Source organism: Arthrobacter sp. FX8 (assembly GCF_026723805.1).
Taxonomy (GTDB): Bacteria; Actinomycetota; Actinomycetes; order Actinomycetales; family Micrococcaceae; genus Arthrobacter.
In genome coordinates, this window is record NZ_CP113505.1 from 701,875 (window position 1) to 724,613 (window position 22,739).

General features: G+C 68.0%; 15 protein-coding genes and 3 pseudogenes. 5 read left to right on the forward strand and 13 right to left on the reverse strand.

What is annotated here, in order from left to right:
* Positions 1-6: 6 nt before the first annotated feature.
* The 3 genes from OUO20_RS03220 to OUO20_RS03230 are packed head-to-tail and all read right to left on the reverse strand — an operon-like array spanning position 7 to position 5,184.
* Positions 7-1,566 (reverse strand): FAD-dependent oxidoreductase, encoded by a 1,560-nt coding sequence (locus OUO20_RS03220; RefSeq protein ID WP_134164524.1) that lies wholly within the window; start codon positions 1,564-1,566, stop codon positions 7-9.
* The gene (locus OUO20_RS03225) at positions 1,563-3,770 is read right to left on the reverse strand and encodes a molybdopterin oxidoreductase family protein (protein ID WP_268002830.1); all 2,208 of its coding nucleotides are present in this window, start codon (positions 3,768-3,770) and stop codon (positions 1,563-1,565) included. Before OUO20_RS03225 ends, OUO20_RS03220 begins: the two co-directional genes overlap by 4 nt.
* A gap of 1 nt (position 3,771) precedes the next feature.
* Positions 3,772-5,184 carry an MFS transporter gene (locus OUO20_RS03230; RefSeq protein ID WP_018770103.1) on the reverse strand — a complete coding sequence of 471 codons (1,413 nt, stop codon included), beginning with the start codon at positions 5,182-5,184 and terminating at the stop codon, positions 3,772-3,774.
* Between the two features lie 278 nt (positions 5,185-5,462).
* Between OUO20_RS03230 and OUO20_RS03235 the strand changes: the two genes are divergently transcribed.
* Entirely contained in the window at positions 5,463-6,872 is a 1,410-nt protein-coding gene (locus tag OUO20_RS03235; protein ID WP_018770102.1) for an MFS transporter, read from the forward strand.
* 58 nt (positions 6,873-6,930) lie between these two features.
* Here OUO20_RS03235 and OUO20_RS03240 read toward each other — a convergent pair whose 3' ends face one another.
* From OUO20_RS03240 to OUO20_RS03265, 6 genes and pseudogenes are all read right to left on the reverse strand, one after another.
* Complete coding sequence (locus OUO20_RS03240) at positions 6,931-7,662, reverse strand: glutamine amidotransferase (RefSeq protein WP_268002831.1); 732 nt, start codon at positions 7,660-7,662, stop codon at positions 6,931-6,933.
* A gap of 43 nt (positions 7,663-7,705) precedes the next feature.
* Complete coding sequence (locus OUO20_RS03245) at positions 7,706-8,143, reverse strand: YybH family protein (RefSeq protein WP_268002832.1); 438 nt, start codon at positions 8,141-8,143, stop codon at positions 7,706-7,708.
* 18 nt (positions 8,144-8,161) lie between these two features.
* Positions 8,162-9,960: pseudogene (locus tag OUO20_RS03250) on the reverse strand (acetyl/propionyl/methylcrotonyl-CoA carboxylase subunit alpha).
* A 141-nt stretch (positions 9,961-10,101) separates the two neighbouring features.
* Positions 10,102-10,746, reverse strand: a complete 645-nt coding sequence (locus OUO20_RS03255; protein WP_018770098.1) for a Maf family protein — start codon at positions 10,744-10,746, stop codon at positions 10,102-10,104.
* Between the two features lie 9 nt (positions 10,747-10,755).
* Entirely contained in the window at positions 10,756-13,278 is a 2,523-nt protein-coding gene (locus OUO20_RS03260; RefSeq protein WP_268002833.1) for an MMPL family transporter, read from the reverse strand.
* A gap of 18 nt (positions 13,279-13,296) precedes the next feature.
* Entirely contained in the window at positions 13,297-13,974 is a 678-nt protein-coding gene (locus OUO20_RS03265; RefSeq protein WP_268002834.1) for a TetR/AcrR family transcriptional regulator, read from the reverse strand.
* Positions 13,975-14,137: 163 nt separating this feature from the next.
* Between OUO20_RS03265 and OUO20_RS03270 the strand changes: the two genes are divergently transcribed.
* The gene (locus OUO20_RS03270; protein WP_268002835.1) at positions 14,138-14,698 is read left to right on the forward strand and encodes a hypothetical protein; all 561 of its coding nucleotides are present in this window, start codon (positions 14,138-14,140) and stop codon (positions 14,696-14,698) included.
* A 92-nt stretch (positions 14,699-14,790) separates the two neighbouring features.
* Here OUO20_RS03270 and OUO20_RS03275 read toward each other — a convergent pair whose 3' ends face one another.
* The 4 genes and pseudogenes from OUO20_RS03275 to OUO20_RS03290 form a co-directional block, all read right to left on the reverse strand.
* Positions 14,791-16,239, reverse strand: coding sequence for a dicarboxylate/amino acid:cation symporter (locus OUO20_RS03275; RefSeq protein ID WP_268002836.1), 1,449 nt, complete (start codon positions 16,237-16,239; stop codon positions 14,791-14,793).
* A 181-nt stretch (positions 16,240-16,420) separates the two neighbouring features.
* Positions 16,421-18,104 (reverse strand): annotated as a pseudogene (locus OUO20_RS03280) (DUF885 domain-containing protein).
* A 68-nt stretch (positions 18,105-18,172) separates the two neighbouring features.
* The gene (locus OUO20_RS03285) at positions 18,173-18,424 is read right to left on the reverse strand and encodes an acyl-CoA carboxylase subunit epsilon (RefSeq protein ID WP_018770092.1); all 252 of its coding nucleotides are present in this window, start codon (positions 18,422-18,424) and stop codon (positions 18,173-18,175) included.
* A complete protein-coding gene (locus OUO20_RS03290; RefSeq protein ID WP_018770091.1) occupies positions 18,424-20,007 on the reverse strand; it encodes an acyl-CoA carboxylase subunit beta in 1,584 nt (527 codons plus the stop codon). Before OUO20_RS03290 ends, OUO20_RS03285 begins: the two co-directional genes overlap by 1 nt.
* Before the next feature lie 216 nt (positions 20,008-20,223).
* Between OUO20_RS03290 and OUO20_RS03295 the strand changes: the two genes are divergently transcribed.
* From OUO20_RS03295 to OUO20_RS03305, 3 genes and pseudogenes are all read left to right on the forward strand, one after another.
* Positions 20,224-21,111, forward strand: coding sequence for an SDR family oxidoreductase (locus OUO20_RS03295; protein WP_224084385.1), 888 nt, complete (start codon positions 20,224-20,226; stop codon positions 21,109-21,111).
* 85 nt (positions 21,112-21,196) lie between these two features.
* Positions 21,197-22,104 (forward strand): annotated as a pseudogene (locus OUO20_RS03300) (biotin--[acetyl-CoA-carboxylase] ligase).
* The gene (locus tag OUO20_RS03305) at positions 22,097-22,693 is read left to right on the forward strand and encodes a PH domain-containing protein (RefSeq protein ID WP_018770088.1); all 597 of its coding nucleotides are present in this window, start codon (positions 22,097-22,099) and stop codon (positions 22,691-22,693) included. Before OUO20_RS03300 ends, OUO20_RS03305 begins: the two are co-directional and overlap by 8 nt.
* The last annotated feature ends 46 nt before the right edge of the window (positions 22,694-22,739 follow it).

Sequence of the window (22,739 nt, forward strand, 5' to 3'; positions counted from 1 at the left end):
CGCCACTCAGGCTGCCGGCACCGCCCGGAAATGCCGTTCAATGAGGCCCTTGATGTCCTCATGGCAGCCACCGCATCCTGTGCCCGCCCGGGTGGCCTTGGAAACGTCCGCCACCGTGGAGCAGCCGTCGGCCACGGCGCCCGTGATGGTGTTCCCGCTGACTCCGGCGCACCGGCACACGGTCCCGGCCGGGTCCGCGGCTGCGCCCGGCAGCTGGTCCGGCCCGTCCAGGCGGAGGAGGAGCGACCGGTCCGCAGGCAGTTCGGCGCCGCGTTCGAAGAGTCCCACCAGCTCGGCCGCCGTGCGGGGCATGCCCACCGCCACCAGGCCTTCGAGCACTCCGCCTCGGGTGGTCATCTTGACGTACCGGCCGTGCTCAGGATCAGCCCACTGGGCCACCTGCAGGCGGGCCCTGCCGTTGGCCGCGCCCGCCGTGAGCGCTTCCTCGTCCCACGGATCCGCGTCGTTGTTCCCGGCCACAGCCATGTTCAGGCCGCGGGCCTTCAGCACCACGACGCCGGGCTGTTCCGGCGGGAGCGCGGACAGCAGTTCCGCCTCCTCCACCCCACCGGAGGACAGCAGGGTCAGGTAGCCCGCCAGCCACTCGGCCTGCCGCCAGCCAGGGCCCACCAGGCCGGAGGGCCCCGTGGCGTTCCGGCATGCGGCGCAGCCCGGATCGGGGCAGTGGACCTCCGCGCAGTCGCCGATGGCAAAGATATGCGGTTCGTGGTGCGCCCGCAGCCTGTGGTCCACCAGGATCCCGGTGCCGGTGGCCAGCCCGCAGCCGTCGGCCAGCTCCGTCCGGGGACGCACCCCGCATGAAATGACCAGGAGGTCCCCGTCAATCGCCTGCCCGTCGTCCAGCAGCAAAGCCGAGAAACCGCCGTCGGGCGCGTTGTGCTCAACGCCGGTGGAACGGGCGTTGCCTGCCACCCGGACCCCGCAGCGCCGCAGCCCTGCAGCGAGGACGGCCCCGCCGGCACGGTCGATGCTGCGCCCCAGGGGGTGCGGGCCGTTGTGGACCACCGTGACGGTGGCGCCTTCCTCCGCTGCGGCCAGCGCCGTTTCCAGGCCCAGGACGCCGCCGCCCAGGACCACTACGCGCTTGCCGCCGTCCACCGCCTGCCGCAGGACAGCGGCGTCGCGAAGGTCCCGCAGCGCGGTGACGCCGGCGGGAAGCACGGGGGAGGAAGGATCCGGGTTGATGCCGGTGAGGTTGGGAATGACAGGCCGGGATCCGGTGGCGAACACCAGCCGGTCGTAGTGCACGGGTGGTCCTTCAGCAAGCAGGACCTGCTGCCGTGGCCTGTCCACGCGCTTGACCCGCACGCCCAGGCGGACGTCCACGCCGTCCGCGGCCAGCTCGGCGGCATCGGCAAGGGCCAGTGCGTCAGCGGTGGTCCGGCCGACGCCGAGGTCGGCCACCAGGACGCGGTTGTAGGCTGCCTCGGGTTCCTCACCGAGCACGGTGACCTGGACCTGCCCTGCGCGCACGGCGGGTAGGAGCTCGTCCACCAGCCTGGCGGCCACGGGGCCGAATCCCACGATGACAATCTGCTCGCTCATGAGGCCTCCGTCGTTTGCAGCATGCGGGCGGAATCGGGTGCGGCCACGGGCCGGACCCATACGGTGTTGAATTTGAATTCGGGCATCCCGGAGATGGGATCAGTGGCGGCTTCGGTGAGGCGGTTGGCGCTTTCGGAGCCGGGGAAGTGGAAGGGCAGGAACACTGTCTCCGGGCGGATGGCTGTGCTCAGCTCCGCATGGCACACCACCTCGCCGCGCACGTTCGCCACGGAGACCAGCGAACCGGCGGCGATGCCCATGGCGGCTGCCGCCGAGGGGTGGATCTGCACCCTCGCCTCGGGCTGTGCGGCGACGAGTTCGGCCACCCGCCGCGTCTGGGCCCCTGACTGGTAATGCTCCAGGAGCCGGCCGGTGATGAGGGTCATGGCTTTGCCGGCGGGGTCTCCGGAGGTCCCGCCATCGCCGGCAGAAATACGACGGCGGCGCGGCACCACCGGGACCATCACGGCCTTGCCGTCGGAGTGGGCGAAGCGGCCGGCGAACAGCCGCGGCGTTCCGCTGCTGCCGGCCGGGTAGGGCCAGTAGGCGGCCTCCCCGCGATCCAGCATGGCGTAGTCAATGCCCGAGTAGTCTGCCAGGCCCCCGGCGGAGGCACGCCGCAGTTCCTCGAAGACCGTCTCCGGATCCTCGCTGTAGGTGGACGGGGCGTCCAGCCGCTCGGCGAGGCGGGCCATGATCCACAGCTCGCTCCGGGCACCAGCCGGAGGTGAGATGGCACGGCGGCGGCGCAGGACGCGGCCCTCCAGATTGGTCAATGTCCCCTCCTCCTCCGCCCACTGCAGCACGGGAAGGATAAGGTCCGCCTCCGCGGCGGTTTCGGACATGAAGAAGTCGCAGACCACCAGGAAGTCCAGGCTCCGCAGCCCTTCGATGACGGCGTTGGCGTCGGGAGCTGCCACCGCGATGTTGGAGGCATGCACAAAAAGGCACCGGACGCCGTCGGGCTTTCCCAGTGACTTCAGCAGCTGCACGGCGGGCAGGCCGGGTCCGGGGATGGTCTCCTCCGGAACGCCCCAGACGGCGGCGACGTGTGCGCGGGCAGCCGGGTCGGTGATCTTGCGGTAGCCCGGGAGCTGGTCCGCCTTCTGGCCGTGCTCGCGGCCGCCCTGGCCGTTGCCCTGGCCGGTAAGGGTCCCGTACCCGCTGCGGGCGGAGCCCGGCAGGCCCAGGAGGAGGCTGAGGTTGATGGCCGCGGTTGCGGTGTCGGTGCCGTCCACGTGCTGTTCCACGCCGCGTCCGGTGAGGATGTAGCTTCCGCCTTCCTGCGCCCCGGCAGCGAGCATGCGGGCGGTTTGCCGGATCAGTTCCGCGGGGACGCCGGTCAGCGACTGGACGCGTTCGGGCCAGAAGGCGTTGACGCTGCGGACTACGGCGCTGTAGCCCGAGGTGCGCTCTTCGATGTAGGCGGTGTCCACCAGGTTCTCGTGGATGACCACGTGGGAGAGGCCCAGCAGCAGGGTAAGGTCGGTGCCCGGCAGCGGCTGGAGGTGCAGGCCGCCGCCGTCGGCCGTAAAGGCTGCCGTGGCGGAGCGGCGGGGGTCAACCACCACCAGCCCGCCGGCGTCGCGGGCTCCGCGCAGGTGCTGTACGAACGGGGGCATGGTCTCGGCAACGTTTGACCCCAGCATCAGGATGGTGCTGGCGGTGTCCAGGGCTTCGAGCGGGAAGGGCAGGCCGCGGTCCACGCCGAACGCCCGCATTCCGGCGGCCGCGGCGGATGACATGCAGAACCTGCCGTTGTAGTCGATGCGTGAGGTGCCCAGGGCCAGCCGGGCGAACTTGCCCAGCTGGTAGGCCTTCTCATTGGTGAGTCCGCCGCCGCCGAAGACGCCGACGGCGTCCGCGCCGTGGCGTGCGCGGGCGTCCTTCACTGCCTGGGCGGCGAGGTCCAGGGCCTGGTCCCAGCCGATGGGCCGGTGGACGCCGTCGGGTCCCTTCAGCAGCGGCTCGGTGATCCGGCCCGCGTGGTTCAGGAGCGTGGGGGAGGTCCACCCTTTGCGGCAGAGGCCGCCGCGGTTGGTGGGGAAGTCCCGGCCTGCAACCTCCAGTGCGGGCGCGGGATTCGGTGCAGGCACGGGGCCTGGCCCCGGCTGGGCAGCCGGGGCCAGGTCCGCAGGGGACGTGAGCGTCATGGCGCACTGCAGGGCGCAGTAGGGGCAGTGCGTGTCGGCGCTTTTGGTCATGTTAGACGTGTCCCATCGCGTTCCGGCCGGCGTTGCGGATGTAGCAGGTCCAGCAGACCAGCAGCATCACCACGTAGGCGGCAACGAATCCGTAGAAGGCCGGGGTGTAGGAGCCACTGGCGGTGCTGGAAGCGTTCAGGACCTGGGGGATGACGAAGCCGCCGTAGGCGCCGATCGCTGAGATCAGCCCGAGTGCCGAGGACGCCAGGCGCTGGGTTGCCACGGAGCTGGCGCCGTTGCGTGCGGCCCGGCTGGAGGTGGCGAAGATGACGGGGATCATCCGGTAGGTGGCACCGTTTCCAAAGCCGCTGGCGGTGAACAGCATCAGGAAGAGGACCAGGAAGAGCCAGAAGTTCTTCAGCGGCAGGGTCCAGATCATGGTGAGGGTGATGACGGCCATGGAAGCGAAGGCTGTGACCGTCATCCGGGCCCCGCCCATGCGGTCCGCCATGCGTCCGCCGTACGGGCGGGCCAGCGAGCCCACCAGGGGGCCCAGGAATGCAAGGGACAGGGCCACGGTGCCTACTCCGATGGAGGAGAACGCGGGGAAGTAGTCCTTGATCAGCTTGGGGAACACACCGGCGAAGCCGATGAATGAGCCGAAGGTGCCGATGTACAGCAGCGCCATGATCCACAGGTGCGGTTCCTTGAGCGCAGCGACCGAGCCGGCCACGTCACCCTTGGCGCTGGTGAGGTTGTTCATGTACTTGAAGGCGCCGAACGCTGCGAGAAGGATGAAGGGAACCCACATCCAGCCGGCCATGGGAAGGTTGACGGTGCCGGCGGCCAGCAGGGTGATCACGATGGGAACGGCAAGCTGTGCGACGGCGGCGCCCAGGTTCCCGCCTGCGGCGTTCAGGCCCAGCGCCCAGCCCTTTTCCCTGGCCGGGTAGAAGAAAGTGATGTTCGCCATGGAGCTGGCGAAGTTGCCGCCGCCGAAGCCGGCCAGGGCGGCCACGAGCAGCATGACGCCGAAGGGCGTCTCCGGGTTGGAGACACACAGCGCCAGGCCGGTGGAGGGGATCAGGAGCAGCAGGGCGGACACGATGGTCCAGTTGCGTCCGCCGAACCGGGGAACCATGAAGGTGTACGGGATGCGGAGGGTGGCGCCCACGAGGCTGGGCATGGAGATGAGCCAGAAGATCTCCGAGGTGGAGAATGTGAAGCCGGCGGCCGGCAGCTGGACCACCACAATGGACCACAGCTGCCAGACAACGAAGCCGAGGAACTCGGCGAAGATGGACCAGTTCAGGTTGCGGCGGGCGATGGCGCGGCCGGCGGTTTCCCACTGCTCCTTGTTCTCGGCATCCCAGTTGGCGATCCAGCGGCCGGGGCGGAATTCAAGGGCAGGGGTGTCTGTGGTGCGGGTAGAGCCGGGCTGTACGCCGGCATCGACGGTGCGGTCAACAGTCACGGGTTACCTCCTTCAGGGGGATGTTGTTCCTCAAAGGTAGGGACGGCGCGTTTCACGGACGGTCGATGTTTGTTAACGCGCTGTGACTTTTGCCTATCCGGTCCGGCCCGGCGGCGTGAGGCGGCCTGCCGGACCGCATGGTGAGACATGCAACACACGTCCGAATGGTGGACGTTTCGTCCATTGACTGGACGCGGCGAAGTAAGATCGAACTCTAACTATTCGAGCCGGGAGGCAGCCCTGCCTGTGCCCGGCCGGTCTCACGAAAGCGTTTACCTATGTCATCCACCGATACCACCACGGTGCCTGGTTCGCACCAGCCGGTGAACTCCCGCGGCCGCGTCATCGTGGCCAGCCTGATCGGCACCACAGTGGAGTTCTACGACTTCTACGTCTATGCCACTGCCGCCGTGCTCGTTTTCCCGAAGCTCTTCTTCCCGGGCGCGAACGAAACCACCCAGCTGCTGAGCTCCTTCGCCGTTTTTGGCGTGGCATTCATCGCCCGGCCGCTCGGCTCCATCGTCTTCGGGCACTTCGGCGACAAGTTCGGCCGCAAGGGCACGCTGGTGGCGTCGCTGTTGACCATGGGTATTGCCACCTTCCTCATCGGCTGCCTCCCCACCGCGCTGGTTCCGGGCTGGGAATTCTGGGCACCGGCCCTGCTGGTGGTCATGCGCTTCGCCCAGGGCCTTGCGCTCGGCGGGGAGTGGAGCGGGGCCGCGCTGCTGGCCACCGAGAACGCCCCTGCCAACAAGCGGGCCATCTACGGCACCTTCCCGCAGCTGGGCGCCCCGATCGGCTTCATCATCGCCAACGTCATCTTCCTGGTTGCGAGCTACACCCTGACGCCGGAAGCTTTCCAGGCGTGGGGCTGGCGCGTCCCGTTCCTGCTCAGCGCCGTCATGGTGATCCTGGGCCTGTACGTACGGCTCAAGCTGATCGAAACCCCCGCCTTCACCAAGGTGCTGGAATCCAAGGAGGTGGCCAAGCTGCCGCTTGGCCGCGTCTTCAAGACCAGCTGGCGCCAGCTGATCCTGGGCACCTTCATCATGCTGGCCACGTACGTGCTCTTCTACCTGATGACCACGTTCACCCTTACCTACGGCACCAAGCCAACCCTCGAAGGTGCCAAGGCCGCGGCCGAAAAGGCCGGAAAGCCCATGTCTGACGCCGCTGCTGCCGCGTTCGTTCCAGGCCTCGGCTACACCCGCAACGACTTCCTCTGGATGCTGATTGCCGGCGTCGTCTTCTTCGGCATCTTCACCCTGGTCTCCGGACCCCTGGCCGAAAAGTACGGCCGGCGCAAGATGCTCCTCGCCGTCACCGCGGGCATCTTCGTGTTCGGCCTGCTGTTTGTTCCGCTGTTCAGCGGTGGCTTTGTGGGCACCATGGGCCTGCTGATCCTCGGGTTCTCCCTCATGGGCCTCACCTTCGGGCCCATGGGAGCGCTGCTGCCGGAGCTGTTCCCCACGAACGTCCGCTACACCGGCTCGGCGATCAGCTACAACTTCTCCAGCATCCTGGGCGCTGCGGTGGCACCGTTCATCGCCGTGGCCCTGTGGGAAGCGGCCAAGGGCAGCCCTGTCCTGGTGGGTGTCTACCTGACGGCCATGGCCGTGCTCACCCTGATTGCGCTGTTCCTTACCCGCGAAACCCGCGACCTGGACTACGAGAACAACGTGGCCTGACGCTTCGGGTGCCGAAAATGCCCGGCGCGGCCATCCGGCCCGCCGGGCATTTTCATGCTCACCGTGCGTAGCGCGCCACGAAGTTCTTCAGCACGGCCATGGGCTCGGTGACCGTGAATTGGCGTGCGGCCGCCATCAGCTCCTCGGCGGATTCGGGCGGAAAGTAGCCGGCGTGCCGGTAGATATCGATCCGGGTCACCAGCCCGTCGGTGTCCAGTTCGGGATGGAACTGGGTGGCATAAAGGTTGGTCTTGACCCGGAACATGTGCACGGGGCACGTGGCTGAGCTCGCCAGCAGCACCGCGTGCGGTGGCAGGGAACTGACCGCTTCCTTATGGCCGGTCAGGGCCGTGAAGGTCCGGGGCATGCCCTGCAGCAGGGGATCCTGCAGCCCGGCATCCGTCAGCTCGATTTCCACGGCGCCCAGCGGCTCGCCGTAGGTCCTGTCGATGACCGCGCCCTGGTGGCGGCCCAGCGTCCCCACCCCGTAGCAGGCGCCCAGGAAGGGAAAGTCGCGGGCCACCAGCTGGTCCAGGAGGCCGGACAACTCCCGCTCCACCCGGTGCTGGACCGGGCTCTTCTGGTCCGGCGGATCGCTGGACGTGAACGGGCTGCCGCCCACGATGACGCCGGAATAATCCGCAAGATCCAGCGCGGGCAGGGGAGCGGCCTCAAGCCTGACCCGGCGCAGTTCCCGTTCCTCAAGCCCGCCGTACCTCAAATAGGCGGCATATTCCTCCTCCGCGGCAGCGTCTTCCGGGCGGGAGGCGAGGAGCAGGAAAGGCAGCATGAGCTAAGTCTGCATCCTGGCCGCGCCCCCTGCCAGCACCGGCTCAGCCGGCGGGCTGGGTCAGCGACCGGCGGGACTGTGGCCGGGCTGCGGGGTCGGCGTGGCGGTGCACCAGCTTCCAGTAGCCTTCCTCGCGCCGGAAGATACTGGTCACGCGAAGCGCGAATTCCTCGGTGGCGGCCGCCGCGTCCAGCCGTGCCCGGAAGTGCTCGGTCTCCACCAGGTAGGCGGTGTCGCGGGCGGTGTAGGAGGTGACGGTGTCGAAGCCCAGCATCTCGCCGTCGCGGAACTGCCGCGCCGCCTGGTCAAGCCGGGCCTCCACCTGGGCCCAGCCGCGCGCTATGCCGCCGAAGGGATTGGCCAGGGTGACGTCGTCAAGGCGGGAGTAGAGCTCCTTGATGGGGGCCGGGTTGCCCCGGGTGATTTCGGGAACCGCCTGGTGGTAGCGGTCCAGTTCTTCCTGGAAGCTGGGTGCGAGCATGGCTGCCGGGACTGCTTTCTAGTCTTCGATGGTGGCGATGATGGCGCCCGCGGACACCGTTTCGCCCGCCGTTGCCGTCAGGCCGGTGATGGTCCCGGACCGGTGTGCGGTGAGGGGCTGCTCCATCTTCATGGCCTCGAGGACCACCACCAGGTCACCTTCGGACACAACGTCCCCGTGCGCCACGGCCACCTTCACGATGGTGCCCTGCATGGGGAGGTCAGGGCGTTGCCGGTGGCAGCCGCGGGACCGGCGGAGCGGGACCGCTTCTTGGACTTGCCCGGCTTGGCGGCGGCGCCTGCTGCAGTGCCCGGCGTGCCCAGGGACGCGGGGAGGACCACCTCCAGCCGCTTGCCGCCCACCTCGACCACGACGCGCTGGCGGTCTTCTGCGGAGCCGTCTGCATCGGTTGGGGCATCCGGCGTCCAGGCGGGAAGGTTGTTGCTGAATTCGGTTTCGATCCACCGGGTGTGGACCTTGAACGGGCCCTCGGCCGGGGCGAAAGCGGGGTCCGACACAACTGCGAGGTCGAACGGGATGACGGTGGGGATGCCCTCCACCACCATCTCCTCCAGCGCGCGGCGGGCACGCTGGAGGGCCTGCGGCCGGGTGGCGCCGGTGATGATCAGCTTGGACAGCATGGAGTCGAAGTTCCCGCTGATCACGTCGCCCTGTTCCACGCCCGAGTCCACGCGCACGCCGGGACCGGTGGGGTTCTTCAGGACGCGGACCGTGCCGGGGGCCGGCAGGAAGTTGCGGCCCGGATCCTCGCCGGTGATGCGGAATTCGATGGAGTGTCCGCGGACCTCGGGATCGCCGTAGCCCAGTTCCTCGCCCCTGGCCAGCCGGAACTGTTCGCGCACCAGGTCGATGCCGGTGACTTCCTCGGACACGCAGTGCTCCACCTGGAGGCGGGTGTTTACTTCGAGGAAGGAGATGGTGCCGTCCTGGCCCACCAGGAATTCGCAGGTTCCGGCGCCGAGGTAGCCGGCCTCCTTCAGGATGGCCTTGGAGGATTCGTAGAGGCGCCGGTTCTGGTCCTCGGTGAGGAACGGTGCCGGGGCTTCCTCCACGAGCTTCTGGTTGCGCCGCTGCAGGGAGCAGTCGCGGGTGGAAACCACCACCACGTTGCCGTAGGCGTCGGCCAGGCACTGGGTTTCCACGTGCCGTGGGGCGTCCAGGAAGCGCTCGATGAAGCATTCGCCGCGGCCGAAGGCTGCGGTTGCCTCACGGACGGCGGATTCGTACAGCTCCGGGATTTCTTCCCGGGTGCGGGCCACCTTGATGCCGCGTCCGCCGCCGCCGAAGGCAGCCTTGATGGCCACGGGCAGGCCGTGGCGGTCCACGAAGTCCAGGACTTCGTCCGCGGACTCAACGGGGTCGGCGGTGCCCGGAACCAGCGGGGCGCCCACTTTTTCGGCGATGTGCCGGGCCTGGACCTTGTCGCCCAAGGCGGAGATTGCCTCCGGGGAGGGGCCGATCCAGGTGATGCCGGCCTCGATCACCCGTGCGGCGAACTGGGCATTTTCGGCCAGGAAGCCGTAGCCGGGGTGGATGGCGTCGGCGCCGGACTGGCGGGCGGCGTCAATGATCTTGTCCATCACCAGGTAGGACTCCGCCGCGGTGGTGCCACCCAGGGCGTACGCCTCGTCAGCCAGCCGGACGTGCAGCGCGTCCCGGTCCGGATCTGCGTAGACGGCCACGGAGGCAATGCCCTCGTCCCGGGCCGCCCGGATGATGCGCACGGCGATTTCGCCGCGGTTGGCGATCAGCACCTTTGTGAGGCTCGGCTGTGTAGTACCTGCGGACTGCTCCAAATTTGCTGACAAGGCGTCTCCTTCTTTCCTTCAGGGAGCCTAGCGCGCTTTTGGAGGTTCCGCCGATATTACTTGCGGAATCCGCGTGTAAACCGGCCGTCCTTTGTAGGGAAGCTACAAGGAGTGTGGAAACCGGGCGATTTACCGCCGGGGCCAGAGGTCCGTAATGCGCACGTTGGCGGACGCGAGCAGCCCGCGCAGGGTGGAGACGGAAAGGCCGACGACGGCGTGCGGGTCGCCGTCGACCTTCCGGATGAAGGCGCCGCCCAGGCCGTCGATGGTGAAGGAGCCCGCGCAGTGGAGCGGTTCTCCGGTGGCGATGTAGGCGTCGATCTCTGCCGGGTCCATCTCCAGGAAGGAAACCTCGGCTGAGGCGACCGCCCCCACCGTGGCGCCCGAGCCGCGGCCGCTGCCGCCGTCGTCGTCCGTGTCCCTGCAGTCCACCAGCCAGTGGCCCGTGTGCAGCACTCCCGCGCTGCCGCTCATCCGGAGCATCCGCTCGCGGGCGACGTCGGCGGTGTAGGGCTTGCCGTGCGCCTCGCCGTCGAATTCAAAGACCGAGTCGCAGCCCAGCACCAGGGCGCCGTCCGCTTCCGGCAGCGCCGCCACGGCCTCGGCCTTGGCGCGGGCCAGCAGCAGCGCGGTGTCGTGCGGGTCCGTGACGCCGTACCGCGCCTGCACGGCGGCCTCGTCGACGTCGGAGACCAGCACGGTGTGCCGGATGCCGGCCTCGGCCAGGAGCTTGGTGCGGGCGGGGGACTGGGAGGCGAGAATCAGATGGAGCACGGCTTCAGCCTAGTGGACCAGCTCGCCGGAGGCGGGTGCTGCCTGGCCCCTGTTGAGCTTGGCGCCCTCCACGTCCACGTCCGGCAGGATCCTGTCCAGCCACCGCGGCAGCCACCAGGACCTGGCGCCCAGCAGGTACATTACGGCCGGGACGATGGTCATGCGGACCACGAAGGCGTCGAACAGTACGCCGAAGGCCATGGCAAAGCCCAGCGGCCGGACCATGGTGAGGTGGCTGAAAATGAAGCCGGAGAACACGCTGACCATGATGATCGCGGCCGCGGTGACTACGGCGGCCGCGTGCCGGAAGCCCACCCTGACCGCTTCCTTGGCGGACGATCCGTGCATGTATGCCTCGCGCATGCCGGAGGCGATGAACACCTGGTAGTCCATGGCCAGGCCGAACAGCACGCCGATCAGGATAATGGGCAGGAAGCTGAGCACGGCGCCGGGGTTGGCCACGTCGAAGATGTTCCCCAGCCAGCCCCACTGGTATACCGCCACCACGGCACCGAAGGCGGCGGACAGGGACAGCAGGAAGCCGCCCGTGGCCAGCAGCGGGACCACGATGGACCGGAACACCAGCAGCAGCAGGATCAGGGAAAGTCCGACGACGATGGCCAGGTAGGGCGGCAGGGCGTCACCAAGCTTGGTGGAGACGTCCACGTTGCCGGCGGTCTGCCCGGTCAGTCCCATGGCCACGCCGTAGTCGGACTGGATCTCCCCGTTGAGGCCGCGGAGCTCGGAGACCACCTTGACGGTGGTGGCGCTGGCCGGGCCCTCCTTGGGGATGACCTGGAACACGGCGGTCCGGCGGTCCCCGCTGAGGGCGACGGGCACGGCTGCCACCACATTGTCCACGGCACGGAGTTTGTCCGCGATGTCGTACTGCAGCTTCCGGGCCTGGGCTTCGTCCAGGTCCGCGGGGAACTCGCCGACGGCCACGATGGGTCCGGTGACACCTTCGCCGAAGCTGCGGGCCGTGAGGTCGTAGGCCTGGTAGGCCTCTGACTCCACGGGTTCGGAGCCTCCGTCCGGCAGGGCCAGCTGCAGCTGGGTGGCGGGCAGCGCAAGGGTGCCCAGCAGGAGGATGCCCGCGATCAGTGCCACCCACGGGTGCCGGGTGACCAGGCCGCCCCACCCGCGGGTGCTGCGTTCCTTATCGGTGGCGAGGTCGGCCGCTTCGTGGTCCGGTTCGGCGTTGTGGGCTTCGGCTTTGGCCCAGGCCCGCCGGGAGATGATGCGCCGTCCGATCAGGGACAGCATGGCAGGGGTCAGGGTGATGGCCACGAGCACCGCAACGGCCACGGTTCCCGCTGCCGCAAGGCCCATGACGGCGAGGAAGGGCAGCCCGGGGACCACCAGGGCGGCAAGGGCGATGATCACGGTCAGGCCGGCGAAGACCACGGCGTTGCCGGACGTGCCGTTGGCCCGGGCAACAGACTCCTCCGCATCCATGCCGGCAAGGAGCTGGGTGCGGTGCCGGTTGACGATGAACAGCGAGTAGTCGATGCCGACGGCGAGGCCAAGCATCAGGGCCAGCATGGGCGAGATGGAGCTCATGTCGAACAGGCCGGAAAGGGCGAACGTGATGCCGACGCCCACGCCGACGCCGATGATGGCCATCAGCAGTGGCAGCCCGGCGGCGATCAGCGTACCCAGCATGAGGATGAGGACCAGCGCCGCAACGGCGATGCCGACGATTTCCGCAGTGCCGAACAGTGCCGAAATGTCCTCGGTGATTTCCTTGCTGGCCAGCGCCGTGACGCCTGCCGCGGAGGTCTCGTGGGCGATCTCCTGCACCTGCTTGCGCACGGCCGGGGCCAGCCCGTTGATGGAGGTCTTGAACTGCACCTGTGCCACGGCGGCCTTGTTGTCCGCGGACACGAAGCGGATGGCTGATGCTGCCTGGGCCTGCCGTTTGCCCTGTTCCAGCTTGGCCTTGTTGGCCGCCAGTTCCTGGGCGCCGGCGTCCAGCTTGGCCTGGCCCTGGGCCAGCGCTGCCTTCTGCTGGCCAAGCTGGGCTTCAATCAGTGCTGCCGGCGCCCCGGCGGCGGTGAGCTGCTGCTCGGCTGCCGCCAACTGCGCCTTGCCGGCTTCAAGCTGGGCCCGGGAGGCGTCCAGCTGTGCCTGCCCGGCCGCCAGCTGCTGTTCGCCGTCGGTGATGGCCTTGCCGGCCTGGTCCACCTGTGCCTGGGTGGCGAACGGGTCCACCGTGCCACGCACCTCGGGGAGGGTCTGGAGCTTCTTCAGCGCCTCCGTCACGGCAGCCCGGCTTTGGGCCGTGAAGCCGCCGTCCGGGGCTTCGAAAACGATCGTGGCGCTGCCGCCGGAGGCCGAGGGCAGCTCCTGCTTGAGCTTGTCCGCAATCCGCTGGGTTTCGGTCCCGGGAATCTGGAAGTTGTTGGACAGGGTGCCGTGGAATGCCGCGGCCGAGCCGCCCACGGCCACCAGCACGGCGAGCCACAGGGAGATGACAAGCCAGCGCCGGCGGTAGGAGAACTTGCCGAGGCGGTAGAGGAGCAATGCCATGCGGGTGAACCGATCTGATCAGGAGGAACGGGTGGCGGATGGTGGAGCGGGGGTGTTGAAGCCGGTGGCCAGCAGGGCCATGGCATCGATGAGCAACTGCCGGAGCACGGCCAGGGATGCGGGTGTCAGGTCCGGACCGCGGCGGCTGAACCACACCTCCATGGCGGCCTTTCCGCAGGAGATGATCGAGCCGGCCAGGGCGTGGACATAAAGCTCGTCCTGGGCGCCGGGGGTGCCGGCGAGGCGTTCGCGGGCGACGGTGAAGACCTGCGCCCGGCAGTGGTCCCACGCCTCGAGTTCCGGGTGCGACATCAGCGGGCTCTGCTGGGTTAGCGTGAACAGTTCCGCCAGCGGCGCCACGGCCTTGGGGTCGGCAAGGGCCATCAGCGCGGCCTGGGCGGATTCCAGCATGGGCTCGTCCGCCGGGCGGAGGCGCAACTGCTGAATCGCGTTGTCCAGGAAGCCATGGACGATGGAGGCCAGGGCGGCGTCGGTGCTGCTGAAGTAGTTGAAGAAGGTGCGGCGCGAGATCCCCGCGGCGTCGGCGATGTCTTCCACCGTGAAGTTTCCGGGGCCTTTGGAGCGCAGGAGTCCCAGTGCGGCGTCGGTGATCGCCTGGCGGGTGGCGGCCTTGTTCAGCTCGCGCCGGGAAGGTGCGGCGGGTTCGGCGTCCGGCGGGGCAACGGGTGATGTCACGCGCTTACACTACGTGCAAGTTTGCACTCAATGCAACTTAAATTCACAGGAGAACCATAGCTTCCCGACAGCCCTTCCTGATCCTTGCGCCGGATGCTTGGTATGCCTCGCCCGAGGCGAATCACCAGGAGCCGTCAGTTGACGGCGAATCAGGAGACACGACATGAGACGCACGAAGAAGATGACCGTGGGCCTGACGGCCGCAGCGCTGGCGCTTGGTGCCGGAATCGGCGTGGCCGGCATGGCATCCGCCACCACGACGCCCACTCCCACACCCAGCGCGGGTTCCAGTGCTGCCGCTGACGGAACTACCGGCAGCGCCCCCGATGGCATGGGCAGGCACGGCGGCCGCGGCGGCCATGGGATGGAGCAGGCCTCGGCGCTGGCAGCGAAGCTGGGCGTTGATGAAGCCAAGGTGGCCGACGCCTTGAAGGCCTTCCGCGAAGCCAACAAGCCCACCACGCCGCCGGCCGAGGGCCAGAAGCCGGATCCTGCCGCCCGCGAGGCTGCACTCGCCACGTCCCTTGCTGCATCGCTGGGCATCGATGAAGCGAAGGTGACCGCAGCGCTGCAGGAGATCCGCAGCGAGGAAGAGGCCGAACATGCAGCCGGACTCAAGTCCCGCCTGGACAAGGCTGTAGCGGATGGAAAGCTGACCCGGGCTGAAGCCGACGCCGTGACGAAAGCCATCCAGAACGGGGTAATCGGAGGTGGCTGGCACTGACCATCACTGTTGTTGAGCGATACGCGCAGCCCTGATTGCAAAAGGCGTCCCCGGGAGAATCTCCCGGGGACGCCTTTCCTTGCTGCTGTGCCTTACGCCTTTGCATCCTGCAGTTCGCGGGGTGCGGTGTCGGCGCTGGTGCCGTCGGTAGCGGTTTCGCCGGCGGCAGCATCGGCGTCGCTGTCATCCACGAACGGGGTCCCGTTGCGGCGTGCGTTGTACAGCGATTCGTCCAGGATGCCCTGGTGCTTGGCCACGATGGTGGGAACCAGGGCCTGGCCGGCCACGTTCACAGCGGTGCGCCCCATGTCCAGGATGGGATCAATGGCCAGGAGGAGTCCGACGCCGGCCAGCGGCAGTCCCAGCGTGGAGAGCGTCAGGGTGAGCATCACCACGGCGCCGGTGGTGCCGGCGGTTGCGGCGGAACCGAGGACGGAAACCAGTGCGATCAGCAGGTACTGGCTGAAGTCCAGCTGGATGCCGAAGAACTGGGCCACGAAGATTGCCGAGATCGCGGGGTAGATGGCTGCGCAGCCGTCCATCTTGGTGGTGGCGCCCAGCGGCACGGCGAAGGAGGCGTAGGCGCGGGGGACGCCCAGGCTGCGTTCGGTGACGCGCTGCGTCAGCGGCAGGGTTCCCACGGACGAGCGGGACACGAAGGCCAGCTGAACGGCGGGCCACACGCCGGAGAAGTACTGCTTGATGGACAGTCCGTGGCTGCGGACCAGGATGGGGTAGACGACGAACAGCACGAGGACCAGGCCGGCGTAGATGGCCACGGTGAACTTGCCAAGCGAGCCGATGGTGTCCCAGCCGTAGACGGCCACGGCGTTGCCGATGAGGCCAACGGTGCCCAGCGGCGCGATGCGGATGATCCACCACAGGACCTTCTGGATCACGGCAAGGGCTGAGGCGTTGAGGTTGAGGAACGGCTCCGCAGCCTTGCCCACCTTGAGCGCGGCGACGCCCACGGCGATGGCGATCACGAGGATCTGAAGGACGTTGAAGCTGACCGAGGTGGTGACGGCGCCGGAATCGCCGACCGTGGAGCTGGCACCCAGGCCCAGGAAGTTCTTGGGGAAGAGGCCCACCAGGAAGGCCCACCAGTCACCGGACTTGCCGGTGTACTTGGCTTCCCCGCTGATGCCGGTGTTGGCGCCGGGCTGCAGCAGCACGCCCAGGCCGATGCCGATCAGCACGGCGATCAGGGACGTAATGGCGAACCACAGGAGCGTGTTCCAGGCCAGCCTGGCGGCGTTGGACACCTGGCGCAGGTTGGAGATGGAGCTGACGACGGCGGTAAAGATCAGCGGGACCACGGCGGTCTGCAGCAGGGACACATAGCTTGAGCCGATGGTCTGCAGGGTGGCGCCGAGGGCGTTGGGGTTGGCCTTGGTACTGCCGGTGTACTTGGCCAGCAGGCCGAGGCCAAGGCCCACGATGAGGGCGGCGATGATCTGGAAGCCGAACGAGCCCGCCCACCTGGGCAGCTGGAATCCGGTCTTCCCTGCGGGGGACGGGGTGCTTGTCTGAGTGCTCACCCGACTACGCTAGAGCCACCCCGCATACCACGACGAACGAACATTGAGAAATATTACGCGCCCACGCTCACGCAGGAAGCCGGCAAACCGAGCAAACACAAGGCAGGCGGCGGCCTATGTTACTTATTCCCGCCCCGGGTGTGCTTAATGTCTCCTGTTGCCCTCCCCCCGAAGGGGGAGACTACGAGAGCAGCGCCCGGCGGAGCGTGTCGAGTCCAACGGAGCCGATGTTGAGGGCCTTGGTGTGGAACTCCTTGAGGTCGAACCCGGGCCGGGCCTCAAGTTCGGCGCGGATCTGTTCCCAGAGGCGCTGGCCTACTTTGTAGGAGGGGCCTGGCCCGGCCAGCCGAGGTAGCGGGTGAACTCGAAGTTGAGTTGGCCTTCGCTGATGGGGAGGTTTTCCTTGAGGAAGCCGTAGCCCTTGTCCGCGGTCCAGGTGCCGGATCCCCAGCGTTGGGGCATCTCGAGTTCGAGGTGCACGCCGATGTCGAAGACCACGCGGGCGGCGCGCATGCGCTGCATGTCCAGCATGCCCATGTGGTCGCCGGGATCGTTGAGGTAGCCGAGTTCCTGCATGAGCTTTTCCGCGTAGAGTGCCCAGCCTTCGCCGTGGCCGGAGGTCCAGCAGACGTTCCGGCGCCATTTGTTCAGCAGCTCGCGGCGGTAGGTTGCGGTGGCCACCTGGAGGTGGTGGCCCGGGACGCCCTCGTGGTAGACGGTGGTGGTTTCTGCCCAGGTGGTGAACGTGTCCTCGCCGGCGGGGACGGACCACCACATGCGGCCGGGGCGGCTGAAGTCGTCGGACGGGCCGGTGTAGTAGATGCCGCCCTCGTCGGTGGGAGCGATCCGGCACTCGAGTTTCTTCATGACGTCGGGGATGTCGAAGTGCACTCCGGCGAGTTCGGCAACGGCTTTGTCGGAGAGGCCCTGCATCCATTCCCGGAGCGCCTCGGTGCCTTTCAGTTGCCGGGAGGGGTCGTTGTTGAGGATGTCCTTGGCTTCGGCGATGGTGGCGCCTGCCTTGATGGTGTCCGCAACGCGCTCCTGTTCCGCGATGAGGCGGTCCAGTTCCTCGACGCCCCAGGCGTACGTTTCTTCCAGGTCCACTTCCGCCCCCAGGAAGGAGCGGGAGGCCAGGGCGTAGCGGGCCCTGCCCACGGCGTCCTTCTCAGGCGCGGCGGGGAGCAGTTCGGTGCGCAGGAATTCTGCCAGCCGGGCGTAGGCACCCCGGGCGGCGTCAGCACCGGCGTCGAGCGTAGTTTGCAGCGCAGCGGGCAGTGGCCCGTCAGCCGTGGTGGCCTCTGCGGCCAGTTTGGCGAAGAAGCCGTCCGGGGCGGCGTACTTGGTCACCTGTTCGATGACGGTCCGCACCTGGCGGGCAGCGGCCACCCGGCCGGAGTCCCTGGCCATGCGCAGGGATTCGGTGTAGCCGCTGATGGCGGCCGGCACGTTGTGGGCGCGCCCGGCCATGTGCTCCCAGTCCTGTTCGGTGCCGGTGGGCATGAGGTCGAAGATGGCCCTGATGTCCTGGGCCGGGGAGGCGATGTTGTTCAGGTCCGCGTATTCCCAGCCGGAGGCGTGGATCAGCAGTTGCAGGCCGAGCCGTTCCCGCATGGCGTCCAGGGTGACGGCGTCCACGTCGTCTTCCGGTTCCAGGCCCTCCAGGGCAACCAGAGCCTCCCGCGCCGCCTCCGCGAATCCGGCAATGCCGGCGGGGAGAAATCCTGGTACTCCGTTTCATGGCCCGGCAGGCCAAGGGTGGTGGCGAAGGTCGGGTTGAGCCTGATGAGGGTGTCCGTGTAGTTGTCCGCGACGGCGTCGATCCGGGTGTGCGGGCGCGCGGCGGGTGCAGTGTCTGTAGTCACATGACGAGGCTATCGCCCGGACTGCGCCGAGGCCTGGGCCCACGCCGCCGGGGATCCACGCCCGGGACTCAGCCGCGGCTTCGTTTCCAGGCGCCGGGACCGGGCGTGGGTTCGAGCTTGAGCTGCTGCCGGCGCACCCAGTGCCGAACGGTCGGTTTGTCCGCACGTGCAGGTTCGGCGCCGCCAAGGGAGAGGACGACGGCGGTCAGTGCGGCCAGTTCCTCGGCGTTCGGCTGTCCTTTGACCACAGAGAGCAGCGGGGCGGCAAGCGCTTCGGCGGCGTCGGCGGCCGGCCCGGTCCCGGTATTTTCGGTGGCCATCACAGCGGGATGTTCCCATGCTTCTTGGCGGGGAGGCTGGCGCGCTTGTCGCGCAGGGCACGCAGTCCCTTGATGATTTGGATCCGGGTATCGGAGGGGGCGATGACGGCGTCCACGTAACCCAGTTCGGCTGCCTGGTACGGGTTGAGGAGTTCTTCCTCGTACTGGCGGATCACCTCGGCGCGGCGGGCCTCAACGTCGCCGCCGTCCTGGGCGACCGCGGCGAGGTCGCGCCGGTAGAGGATGTTCACCGCGCCCTGCGCGCCCATCACACCGATCTGGGCCGTGGGCCATGCCAGGTTCAGGTCGGCGCCGAGCTTCTTGGAGCCCATCACGATGTAGGCGCCGCCGTAGGCCTTGCGGGTGATGACGGTGAGCTTGGGAACAGTGGCCTCGGCGTAGGCGTAGAGGAGCTTGGCGCCGCGGCGGATGATGCCCTGGAATTCCTGGTCCTTGCCGGGGAGGAACCCGGGGACGTCCACCAGGGTGATGATGGGGATGTTGAAGGCGTCGCAGTGCCGCACGAACCGGGCGGCCTTCTCTGACGCCGCGATGTCCAGGGTGCCGGCGAACTGCAGCGGCTGGTTGGCCACGATGCCCACGGTGTGGCCCTCCACCCGGCCGTAGCCGATCATCACGTTGGGGGCGTACAGGGCCTGCATCTCCAGGAAGTGCCCGTCGTCCACGATCTGTTCGACGACGGCGCGCATGTCGTAGGGCTGGTTGGCGGAATCCGGAACCAGCGTGTCCAGGGCGAGGTCGTCGTCGTCGACCTCCAGCTCCTGCTGGTGCCCCAGCACCGGTGCCTCGGAGAGGTTGTTGGAAGGCAGGAAGTCCAGCAGTTCGCGCACGAACTCGATGGCGTCGGTCTCATCCGAGGCCAGGTAGGCGGACGTTCCGGTGGTGGCATTGTGCTGCCGGGCGCCGCCCAGGGTTTCCATGTCCACATCCTCGCCGGTGACGGTCTTGATGACGTCGGGGCCGGTAATGAACATGTGCGAGGTCTTGTCCACCATCACCACGTAGTCGGTGAGGGCCGGGGAGTAGGCGGCGCCGCCGGCGGAAGGCCCCATGATCAGGGAGATCTGCGGCACCACGCCGCTGGCGTGGACGTTGTTGCGGAAGATGTCCGCGAACATGGCCAGCGAGGCCACGCCTTCCTGGATGCGGGCGCCGCCGCCGTCCAGGATGCCGACGACGGGGCAGCCGTTGCGGAGCGCGAACTCCTGCACCTTGACGATTTTTTCGCCGTTGACCTGGCTCAGCGATCCGCCGTAGACAGTGAAGTCCTGGCTGTACACCGCCACCAGCCGGCCGTCGACGGTGCCGTAGCCGGAGACCAGGCCATCGCCCAGGGGTTTCTTCTTCTCCATGCCGAAGGCGGTGGAGCGGTGCACGGCCAGGGCGTCGAATTCTACAAACGAGTCTTCGTCCAGCAGCAGGGCGATGCGCTCGCGGGCCGTGTTCTTGCCGCGCGCATGCTGCTTTTCGATGGCTTCGGGGCCGGAGGGCTGTTCGGCGCGCGCCTGGCGGTCGCGGAAATCGGCAATCTTTCCCGCAGTCGTTGTCAGATCGTGGCTCATCAAGTGTCTCCGGCTCTGTAGCAGGTCAATTCTGTTGGCTGGCGGGCCCGTACTGTCTGGAGCTTTAAGTAGCATCCACACAAAAGACGAACCCTGCTGGCAAGTCTAGTGACGCTTTGGACGCCCGCAGCTGTAGGGAACCTACAATTTTCTGCCGGTCCTGCCACGTCCCCTCAATGTTACTCGCCGGTAACTTAGTTGGGTTACAGTGTTGCCATGACTTCAAGCGATGATGCTTTGCATGCTCCCGAAAGCCCCTACCGGGCCACCGGTTCCCTGGCGGGCAGGACCATCCTCATCTCCGGCGGCAGCCGCGGAATCGGACTGGCCATTGCCACAAGGGCGGCGCGGGACGGCGCCAATATAGTGCTGCTGGCCAAAACGGGGGAGCCGCACCCCAAGCTGGCGGGCACCGTGTATACGGCGGCTGCGCAGCTCGAGGAGGCCGGCGGCCAGGCGCTGCCGCTGGTGGGCGATGTGCGCAGGGACGAAGACGTGGCCGGCGCCGTGGCCGCAGCCGTTGAGCGGTTCGGCGGCATCGACGTCGTCATCAACAATGCCTCCGCCATCGACCTTTCCACCACTGATGCAGTGGACATGAAAAAGTACGACCTGATGCAGGACATCAACGTCCGCGGCACCTTCCTGTTGTCCAAGCTGGCGCTCCCGGCGCTCCGGAAGTCGGAACAGGGGCACATCCTCACGCTCTCGCCGCCGCTGAACCTCCACCCCTCCTGGGCGGGGAAGCACCTTGCATACACCATGGCCAAATACGGGATGAGCCTGACCACGTTGGGGCTGGCGGAGGAACTGAAGGCTGACGGCATCAGGGTCAACTCCCTGTGGCCCTGCACCCTCATCGATACCGCCGCCATCCGGAACATGCCCCACGGCGAAACCATGGTGCTGGCGGCGCGTGGACCGCAGATCATGGCGGACGCCGCCCACGCCATCCTGACCGGCAGCAACCTCGCCGCCGGCGGGCCGCCGTCGGGCAACTTTTACACGGACGAGCAGGTCCTGGCGGCAGCGGGGGTGACCGATTTCCGTCCTTACAGCCTGGGAGCACCCGAAGACCGTCTGGTTCCGGACATCTTCCTCTAGGCGGCCGTACGGGCGTGGCCGGGTTGTCCTTCCCGGGGCGGCAGACGGCTCGGTGGGACCGGGCCAGGCTCGGTAGGATTTGGGTATGGACGACGCACACGCACCGGGCACCCCCTGAACCGAGGGGACCTGGCCGACCAGCGTTTCCTCTCTGCCACCGGAATACCGCGGATCGACGTGGTGGACTCCACGGGCTCCACCAACGCGGACCTCCTGCGCGGTGTCACGGTGGAACCTTCGGCCTGGCCTGACCTCTCCGTGCTGACCGCCGAGTACCAGACCGCCGCCAGGGGACGCCTGGACAGGCGCTGGGAAGCGCCGCCACTGAGCTCCGTGTCCGTGTCCGTGGTGCTGCGTCCGGTCAACGCGGACGGCAGGCCCCTGCCCACCCAGAGCTACTCCTGGTTGTCCCTGATCGCAGCGCTGGCGCTGCGTGAGACGCTCCTGGAAACGGCCGGGATTCCGGCCGAGCTCAAGTGGCCCAACGACGTCCTGGTGCGGGGCAGGAAAATCGCCGGCATCCTCGCCCAGCTGGGGCCGATGGTTGATGGCAACGTGCCCCCGGTGATCCTGGGGACCGGCCTGAACGTCACCCTGACCGAAAGCGAACTTCCGGTGCCCACCGCCACCTCCGTGGCCCTGGAAGGTGCCCGCACCACGGACCGGACCGCGCTGCTGAAAAGCTACCTGTCCCACTTTGCGGTCCTGTACCGCAGTTTCTGCAACGCCGACGGCGACCCTGCGGCCGGGATGGCCGGTGGCCCGTCGCTGCACAAGAGGGTGGAAGCCGTGATGGTCACCCTGGGCAAGCAAGTGCGCGCACAGCTGCCCGGCGACCACGAGATCATTGGACACGCGTCCCGCCTGGACGATTACGGCTCCCTGCTGGTGGTGGACCGCGACTCGCGGGAGCACGTGGTGACCGCCGGCGACGTGGTGCACCTGCGGCCCTGGACGGCGCCGGACGCGCCAGGCCAAGGTGGTTATGCGTAGAATCCTGGTTCCCGGGGAGCAGGTCATCGTCACTACCCGCCCGCAGCCCCGAAAGCTGGCCGGGGCAGCCGTGGCCTTCGTGCTGGCGCCGGCGTTGGCGGCGTACGCCAGTGCCTGGATCGTCCGCGGCGGGGCAGCCCGCATGGCTCCTGCCCTTGGCCGCCAGTGGACGCCGTGGCTTGTCACTGCCTGCGTCCTCGCTGCTGCGGCTGTCTGGCTGGGCTACTGCCTGCCCCGCCTGCTCCGCTGGCAGGGCACCCGCTACACGCTTACCAGCCAACGGATGGTGGCGCGGTACGGGCTGCTTAACCGGCGGGACCAGCAGGTGAACCTGGCGTCGGTGCGTAACCTGACGGTCCACGAATCGCTGCTGCAGCGATTGGTGCGCTCGGGGAATATATCCTTGGAAACCGGGTACCAGGGCGTGGTGACTTTCCGCGACGTGCCTGAGGTTGCCAAATTCCGCGACTTTATCCTCGACGCCATCGGGGAACTGCCGGACGACAGCGCCCAGCCGGATGGCGCGACGCATTACCCTGCCGGTGCTTTTCCGGAGGACATGAGAGAAGGTGGACGGGATGACCGATGAGGACCAGCAGGAACGCGTCGACAGCACCGCCCCTGCCACCGCCGCC

What these genes read in the sequence shown, in the direction of transcription:
- OUO20_RS03220 (WP_134164524.1), bottom strand. Translation starts at nt 1,566, where the DNA reads ATGAGCGAGCAGATTGTCATCGTGGGATTCGGCCCCGTGGCCGCCAGG.
- OUO20_RS03225 (WP_268002830.1), bottom strand. Translation starts at nt 3,770, where the DNA reads ATGACCAAAAGCGCCGACACGCACTGCCCCTACTGCGCCCTGCAGTGC.
- OUO20_RS03235 (WP_018770102.1), top strand. Translation starts at nt 5,463, where the DNA reads ATGTCATCCACCGATACCACCACGGTGCCTGGTTCGCACCAGCCGGTG.
- OUO20_RS03240 (WP_268002831.1), bottom strand. Translation starts at nt 7,662, where the DNA reads ATGCTGCCTTTCCTGCTCCTCGCCTCCCGCCCGGAAGACGCTGCCGCG.
- OUO20_RS03245 (WP_268002832.1), bottom strand. Translation starts at nt 8,143, where the DNA reads ATGCTCGCACCCAGCTTCCAGGAAGAACTGGACCGCTACCACCAGGCG.
- OUO20_RS03260 (WP_268002833.1), bottom strand. Translation starts at nt 13,278, where the DNA reads ATGGCATTGCTCCTCTACCGCCTCGGCAAGTTCTCCTACCGCCGGCGC.
- OUO20_RS03270 (WP_268002835.1), top strand. Translation starts at nt 14,138, where the DNA reads ATGAGACGCACGAAGAAGATGACCGTGGGCCTGACGGCCGCAGCGCTG.
- OUO20_RS03285 (WP_018770092.1), bottom strand. Translation starts at nt 18,424, where the DNA reads ATGGCCACCGAAAATACCGGGACCGGGCCGGCCGCCGACGCCGCCGAA.
- OUO20_RS03290 (WP_018770091.1), bottom strand. Translation starts at nt 20,007, where the DNA reads ATGAGCCACGATCTGACAACGACTGCGGGAAAGATTGCCGATTTCCGC.
- OUO20_RS03295 (WP_224084385.1), top strand. Translation starts at nt 20,224, where the DNA reads ATGACTTCAAGCGATGATGCTTTGCATGCTCCCGAAAGCCCCTACCGG.
- OUO20_RS03305 (WP_018770088.1), top strand. Translation starts at nt 22,097, where the DNA reads ATGCGTAGAATCCTGGTTCCCGGGGAGCAGGTCATCGTCACTACCCGC.